Origin of the sequence: Pseudomonas fluorescens (genome assembly GCF_001648775.1) — a bacterium.
Taxonomy (GTDB): Bacteria; Pseudomonadota; Gammaproteobacteria; order Pseudomonadales; family Pseudomonadaceae; genus Aquipseudomonas; species Aquipseudomonas fluorescens_M.
The window spans coordinates 585,602-592,760 of the sequence record NZ_LVEJ01000001.1 but is presented as its reverse complement, the minus strand read 5'-3'; the positions used below and the strand labels follow the sequence as shown (position 1 = coordinate 592,760).

Genomic DNA, 7,159 nt, shown 5'->3' with positions numbered 1-7,159 from the left:
ATGAACTGAAGCAACCTGCTGTCGAAACCTGCATAACTCATTGAATCTCAAGGAGTTTTCCGTTTCGACTGCGCCGGAAGTGGGGCGAATTATAGACACCTGAAATCTGCCGTCAACCGTTAATTTCGCTTTTCTTTCAATCACTTGCAGATTGGTTAAAAAACGACCAAACAGGAAGAAAACACAACCCCATCTATATAGAAGGGATTGTCAGAGCACCCCAGCAGCCTTCAACTCAGCCACCGCACCCGCGCCCAAGCCCAGCACACCCTGAAGAACCTCCAGCGTATGCTCACCTAATAGAGGAGGAGCGCGACGGTATTCAACCGGTGTCTGCGACATACGGATAGGACTGGCCACCTGCGGCACCATCCCCGCCAATGCATGCGGCAGTTCTATTGCCAAACCACGCGCTTTTACCTGCGGATCCTCAAAGACCTGCGACAGATCATTGATTGGCCCACATGGCACACCCGCCTGCTCCAGCTCAGCCACCCACTGTGCAGTCGTCTTGAACACCGTTGCCTGACGGATAAGGGGAATCAACACTGCCCGGTTCGCCACTCGCAGCTTATTAGTAGCAAACCGTGGATCGTCAGCCCACTGCGGCTGCCCCGCCACTTCAGCAAACTTGCGGAATTGCCCGTCATTGCCCACGGTAAGAATGAAATCCCCGTCAGCCGTAGGAAAGTCCTGATAAGGCACGATGTTCGGATGCGCATTACCCAGACGCTTAGGCGCATTGCCCGTGGTCAGATAATTCATCGCCTGGTTAGCCAGACACGCGACTTGGACATCCAGCAACGCCATATCGATGTGTTGACCACCACCGTCGTGATCGCGATGAGCCAACGCCGCCAGGATCGCTACCGTCGAATAAAGACCGGTGAGAATATCCGTCAACGCCACACCAACCTTCACTGGCCCAGCGCCCTCATCACCCTCAGGACGACCGGTCAGACTCATCAGCCCACCCAGCCCCTGAATCATGAAGTCATAGCCGGCACGCTTGGCATACGGCCCGGTCTGGCCGAACCCGGTAATCGAGCAATAGATCAGGTTCGGATTGATCGCCTTCAGCGACTCATAATCCAAACCATACGACGCGAGCCCACCGACCTTGAAGTTCTCGATAAGGATGTCCGACTTCGCCGCCAACTCCCGCACCAGCTTCTGACCTTCAGGGCGCGTGAAGTCGATAGTCACCGATTGCTTATTACGATTAGCCGACAGGTAATAAGCCGCCTCTGACGTGTTCTCGCCATAAGCGTCCTTAAGGAAGGGCGGCCCCCAGGCGCGAGTGTCGTCACCATTGCCCGGGCGCTCAACCTTGATCACCTCGGCGCCAAGGTCGGCGAGGATCTGCCCGGCCCACGGCCCGGCCAACACTCGCGATAAATCCAGTACCCGCAGATGCGACAGCGCGCCCATGGTCGCTCTCCTATTAATAGAACGCCTGCAGACCGGTTTGCGCACGCCCAAGGATCAGTGCGTGAACGTCATGAGTACCTTCATAGGTATTCACCACTTCCAGGTTGACCAGGTGACGGGCCACGCCGAACTCGTCGGAGATACCATTACCACCCAACATGTCGCGAGCCATGCGGGCGATATCCAGCGACTTGCCGCACGAGTTGCGCTTCATGATCGAAGTGATTTCCACGGCGGCCGTGCCTTCGTCCTTCATACGACCCAGACGCAGGCAGCCTTGCAGGGCCAGCGTGATCTCGGTCTGCATGTCGGCCAATTTCTTCTGGATCAACTGAGTAGCGGCCAATGGACGACCGAACTGCTGGCGATCCAGCGTGTACTGACGCGCGGTGTGCCAGCAGAACTCGGCAGCGCCCAGTGCGCCCCAGGAAATGCCATAGCGCGCGGAGTTCAGGCAGGTGAACGGACCTTTCAAGCCACGCACGTCCGGGAAGATGTTCTCTTCCGGCACGAACACGTTGTCCATAACGATCTCACCGGTGATCGACGCACGCAGGCCGACTTTTCCGTGAATCGCCGGAGCGCTCAGGCCTTTCCAGCCTTTTTCCAGTACGAAGCCACGGATGTCGCCGGCATCATCTTTGGCCCAGACCACGAACACATCGGCAATCGGGCTATTGGTGATCCACATCTTCGCGCCGGTCAGGCTGTAGCCGCCGTCGACCTTGCGGGCCCGGGTAATCATCGCGCCCGGATCGGAACCGTGGTTTGGCTCGGTCAGGCCGAAGCAGCCGATCCATTCACCGGAAGCCAGTTTTGGCAGATATTTTTGTTTCTGTGCTTCGGTGCCGAATTCGTTGATCGGCACCATCACCAGCGAGGACTGCACGCTCATCATCGAGCGATAGCCAGAGTCGACACGCTCCACTTCGCGAGCAATCAGGCCGTAGCTGACATAGTTGAGGCCACTGCCACCGTACTGCTCTGGAATGGTCGCGCCCAGCAGGCCGACTTCGCCCATTTCACGGAAGATCGCCGGATCAGTCTTCTCATGACGGAAAGCCTCAAGAACACGCGGCGCGAGCTTCTGCTGAGCGAACTGCTCGGCGGTGTCGCGGATCATGCGCTCTTCTTCGGTGAGCTGTTGATCCAGCAGCAGGGGATCGATCCAGTTGAAGCTAGCTTTAGCGCCCATGAGTGTGTCCTCGCAAATCGGCTGAATTAACGTGGCATTGATCCTAGGCGCGGTTCGCCGTCGCGGCAAACGAGGATTTCGCATTCTGTTGTGCTAATTTCTCACTCCGAAACGTCGCGAAATGCCTTTTATGCGGCGCATTAGTGAGGTTGACGTACATGCGCAGAAAGATCCCCAGTACAACCGCCCTGATCAGCTTCGAAGCCGCCGCGCGTCACGAGAGCTTTACCCGGGCCGCTGAAGAACTTTCCCTCACCCAAGGCGCCATTTGCCGACAGATCGCCAGCCTTGAAGAGTTCCTCAGTGTGGAACTGTTCCGACGCTCGCGACGCGGGGTAAAACTAACCGAGGCGGGACTTTCCTACAGTCGCCGGGTCGCCACGCAACTGGATGCAGTCGAACGCGACACCTTGTCGGTGATGGGCCAGCAAGGCACCAATGTGATCGAACTGGCGGTGGTGCCGACCTTCGGCACGCAATGGCTGCTGCCGCGGCTCAAGGATTTCCAGCTCAAGCACCCGGAAGTCACGGTCAACCTGACCAACCGCACCCGGCCCTTTCTGTTTGCCGACACCGAATTCGATGCAGCGATCTACTTCGGCGATGCCGATTGGTCCGGTACCGAATCCCACAGACTGATGGGTGAAAATCCGATGCCGGTGTGCAGCCCTGCCCTACTTGGCAACAAGACGTATCTGACAGCCGATGAGATTGCCGAGCTACCGCTGCTGCAGCAAACCACCCGCCCCTATGCCTGGCGCCAATGGTTCAACTCGCAGCACCTGAATATCCCCCGCGACATGACAGGTCCGCGCTACGAGCTATTCTCCATGCTCGCCCAAGCGGCCATGCACGACATGGGGATCGCGCTGATTCCACCGTTCCTGATCCAGCGTGAACTGGCCGAGAAGCGCCTGGTGATTGCCAACCCGCAGGCGCTCTCCAGCATCAAGGCTTATTACTTGATGATTCCCGAGCGAAAGGTCGAATCGGCGTCCCTCAAGGCATTTCGCGACTGGCTGGTGAACCAGGCAAACAGCTACAGCCTAGAAGGATAAAGGCTTACAGCGTTAATTAACCCCGTAGTCAGGAAAATCAAAGCCCTACAGATATAACTATTTGTCGCAATTCCACTGACTGTATCCGAAAGTCGTACAGACGTCCCACAAGCGCCTGACCACGTGGCTTTGAGCCTTCATCCACGACGCATTACTGCCTATTCACGCCACCGATGAGAAATTTTTCCATATTCGGCCAGAATCCTTACAAGGCACGGCCTGCAAGGGATTCAGCAGGCCATGTGCGACATTCGGTCACGGCATGACTTGTAGTTAATTTTCCGTCACCCGTCATAATCCCTTGAAGGGCATAAAGTTCGCCTGCAAAATGCCGCGCCCCGCCCTGATTTGGCGGGATCGTGCTGATCGGCCGCCCCAGTCGCACCATCCGTAGTGCATGGGTTTACTCAATAAGATCACGCAGGAGATTTGACGTGCACATTGGTGTTCCTCTCGAAACCCAGACCGGTGAAACACGGGTTGCTGCAACCCCGGAAACCATTAAAAAGCTGATCAGCCAAGGTCATAAGGTCACTGTGCAAACCGGCGCCGGCGTTAAAGCCAGCGTTGTCGACAGTGCCTATGAAGCGGCAGGCGCGACCATTGGCAGTGCCAATGATGCGTTTGGCGCCGAGCTGATTCTCAAAGTGGTCGCGCCAACTGATGCCGAATTGACGCTGATCAAGCGCGGTACGGTGCTGGTCGGCATGCTCAACCCGTTCAACAATGACACCATCGCGAAGATGGCCGAGTGCGGCATTACCGCGTTCGCCCTAGAAGCGGCGCCGCGCACCTCGCGCGCGCAGAGTCTCGATGTGTTGTCGTCGCAAGCGAACATTGCCGGCTACAAGGCTGTGTTGCTGGCCGCTCACCACTATCCACGCTTCATGCCGATGCTGATGACCGCTGCGGGCACCGTGAAAGCGGCGCGCGTGTTGATTCTCGGCGCCGGTGTGGCTGGATTGCAGGCGATTGCCACGGCGAAACGTCTGGGTGCGGTGATCGAAGCGTCCGACGTGCGTCCGGCGGTGAAAGAGCAGATCGAATCCCTCGGCGCGAAGTTCGTCGACGTGCCGTACGAGACCGATGAAGAGCGCGAATGCGCCGTCGGTGTCGGCGGTTACGCGCGGCCAATGCCGGCGAGCTGGATGCAGCGTCAGGCCCAGGCCGTGCACGAGCGCGCGAAGCAGGCCGACATCGTCATCACCACCGCGCTGATTCCGGGCCGCAAGGCACCGACGCTGTTGAGCGCGGACACCGTGGCGCAGATGAAACCGGGTTCGGTGGTCATCGACCTCGCCGCTGCTCAGGGTGGCAACTGCCCGCTGACCGTGGCTGATCAAGTCGTGATCGAGAATGGCGTGACCATTTGTGGCCCGACCAATCTGGCCGGTGAAGTCGCTGCAGACGCCTCGGCACTGTATGCGCGCAACCTGCTGGACTTCCTCAAGCTGGTGTTCACCAAAGAAGGCCAGTTCGACGTCAACCTCGAAGACGACATCGTCGCCGCGTGCCTGATGTGCCGCGACGGCCAAGTCATCCGCAAAAACGCCTAAGCAGGGATTCAGACGATGGAAGAGCTTATCTCCCCCGGTATCTACAACCTGATCATCTTCGTGCTGGCAATTTATGTCGGTTACCACGTGGTCTGGAACGTGACACCTGCGCTGCACACACCGTTGATGGCAGTAACCAACGCCATCTCGGCGATCGTGATCGTCGGCGCCATGCTTGCCGCCGCACTGACCGTCACGCCGCTGGGCAAAACCATGGGCACACTCGCCGTGGCACTGGCTGCGGTCAATGTCTTCGGTGGCTTCCTGGTCACCCGCCGCATGCTTGAGATGTTCAAGAAGAAAGCCCCGAAAGTAAAAGAAGAGGCGCCGAAGTAATGAGCATGAATCTCGTCACGACGCTCTACCTGATCGCGTCGATCTGCTTTATCCAGGCCCTTAAAGGCCTGTCGCACCCGACTACTTCGCGGCGCGGCAACCTGTTCGGCATGCTCGGCATGGCGTTGGCAATTGTTACCACCGTCGGCCTCATCTATAAGTTGGGCGCTGAGCTGGCCACTGCCGGTATCGGTTATGTCATCGTCGGCTTGTTGGTCGGCGGGACTGCCGGTTCGATCATGGCCAAACGCGTTGAAATGACCAAGATGCCGGAACTGGTCGCCTTCATGCACAGCATGATCGGCCTCGCGGCGGTGTTCATTGCCATTGCAGCTGTCGTTGAGCCGCAATCGCTGGGGATCGTTAAACAGCTGGGCGACTCGATCCCGACGGGCAATCGTCTTGAACTGTTCCTCGGTGCCGCCATCGGCGCGATCACCTTCTCCGGTTCGGTGATTGCGTTCGGCAAGCTGTCGGGCAAGTACAAGTTCCGCCTGTTCCAGGGCGCACCGGTACAGTTCACTGGCCAGCACAAGCTGAATGCTGTGCTGGGTCTGGCAACGCTGGCACTCGGCCTGACCTTCATGTTCACCGACAACCTCACCGCATTTGCGCTGATGCTGGCGCTGGCGTTCGTGATGGGCGTGCTGATCATCATCCCGATCGGCGGCGCCGACATGCCGGTGGTGGTATCGATGCTCAACAGCTATTCGGGCTGGGCGGCGGCAGGTATCGGCTTCTCGCTGAACAACTCGATGCTGATCATTGCCGGTTCGCTGGTGGGTTCGAGCGGTGCGATCCTCTCGTACATCATGTGCAAGGCGATGAACCGTTCCTTCTTCAATGTACTGCTCGGCGGTTTCGGCAATACGGCGGATGCAGGTCCTGCTGGCGCGAAAGAAGCGCGTCCGGTGAAATCCGGTTCGGCTGACGACGCAACCTTCCTGCTGACCAACGCCGACACCGTGATCATTGTGCCGGGTTATGGCTTGGCAGTAGCGCGTGCACAACATGCGCTGAAAGAGCTGACCGAGAAGCTGACTCACCGTGGTGTGACTGTGAAGTATGCGATTCACCCGGTGGCAGGCCGTATGCCGGGGCACATGAACGTCCTGCTCGCAGAGGCCGAAGTGCCTTACGACCAGGTGTTCGAGATGGAAGACATCAACTCCGAGTTCGGCCAGGCTGACGTGGTGCTGGTGCTCGGCGCGAACGACGTGGTCAACCCGGCGGCGAAGAACGATCCGAAGTCGCCGATTGCCGGCATGCCGATTCTCGAAGCGTTCAAGGCCAAGACCATCATCGTTAATAAGCGCTCGATGGCCAGCGGCTATGCCGGTCTGGATAACGAACTGTTCTACCTGGACAAGACCATGATGGTTTTCGGCGACGCGAAGAAGGTCATCGAAGACATGGTCAAAGCGGTCGAGTAAGCCACCACTGCTGCACCGAACGCCCCGACTCGTCGGGGCGTTTTTATTTGCACAAAACGTCGGACAATTTGCCGCGTTGTTGCAGATCCAGTAACGGTGTTTTACTTCAAACCCGCTAAATAGACGCCTCGTTTGCGACCTTGGTAGCGG

General features: G+C 58.1%; 6 protein-coding genes. 4 read left to right on the top strand and 2 right to left on the bottom strand.

From position 1 onward, the window contains the following. Positions 1-210 precede the first annotated feature (210 nt). Positions 211-1,431 (bottom strand): CaiB/BaiF CoA transferase family protein, encoded by a 1,221-nt coding sequence (locus A8O26_RS02745; protein WP_064116646.1) that lies wholly within the window; start codon positions 1,429-1,431, stop codon positions 211-213. Positions 1,432-1,444: 13 nt separating this feature from the next. Next, positions 1,445-2,626, bottom strand: a complete 1,182-nt coding sequence (locus A8O26_RS02740; RefSeq protein WP_064116645.1) for an acyl-CoA dehydrogenase — start codon at positions 2,624-2,626, stop codon at positions 1,445-1,447. A gap of 158 nt (positions 2,627-2,784) precedes the next feature. On the opposite strand from A8O26_RS02740, the gene A8O26_RS02735 reads away from it, so the two are divergent. From A8O26_RS02735 to A8O26_RS02720, 4 genes are all read left to right on the top strand, one after another. Next, on the top strand, positions 2,785-3,684 hold the full coding sequence (locus A8O26_RS02735; RefSeq protein ID WP_064116644.1) for a LysR family transcriptional regulator: 900 nt from the start codon (positions 2,785-2,787) through the stop codon (positions 3,682-3,684). A gap of 434 nt (positions 3,685-4,118) precedes the next feature. Then, a complete protein-coding gene (locus tag A8O26_RS02730) occupies positions 4,119-5,240 on the top strand; it encodes a Re/Si-specific NAD(P)(+) transhydrogenase subunit alpha (RefSeq protein ID WP_064116643.1) in 1,122 nt (373 codons plus the stop codon). Between the two features lie 15 nt (positions 5,241-5,255). Further along, positions 5,256-5,576, top strand: coding sequence for an NAD(P) transhydrogenase subunit alpha (locus tag A8O26_RS02725; protein WP_003187417.1), 321 nt, complete (start codon positions 5,256-5,258; stop codon positions 5,574-5,576). After that, a complete protein-coding gene (locus A8O26_RS02720; protein WP_064116642.1) occupies positions 5,576-7,009 on the top strand; it encodes an NAD(P)(+) transhydrogenase (Re/Si-specific) subunit beta in 1,434 nt (477 codons plus the stop codon). Before A8O26_RS02725 ends, A8O26_RS02720 begins: the two co-directional genes overlap by 1 nt. The last annotated feature ends 150 nt before the right edge of the window (positions 7,010-7,159 follow it).

Excerpts from the sequence above, each read along its gene's own strand:
- A8O26_RS02735 (WP_064116644.1), top strand. The coding sequence starts at position 2,785 with ATGCGCAGAAAGATCCCCAGTACAACCGCCCTGATCAGCTTCGAAGCC.
- A8O26_RS02745 (WP_064116646.1), bottom strand. The coding sequence starts at position 1,431 with ATGGGCGCGCTGTCGCATCTGCGGGTACTGGATTTATCGCGAGTGTTG.
- A8O26_RS02740 (WP_064116645.1), bottom strand. The coding sequence starts at position 2,626 with ATGGGCGCTAAAGCTAGCTTCAACTGGATCGATCCCCTGCTGCTGGAT.
- A8O26_RS02720 (WP_064116642.1), top strand. The coding sequence starts at position 5,576 with ATGAGCATGAATCTCGTCACGACGCTCTACCTGATCGCGTCGATCTGC.
- A8O26_RS02725 (WP_003187417.1), top strand. The coding sequence starts at position 5,256 with ATGGAAGAGCTTATCTCCCCCGGTATCTACAACCTGATCATCTTCGTG.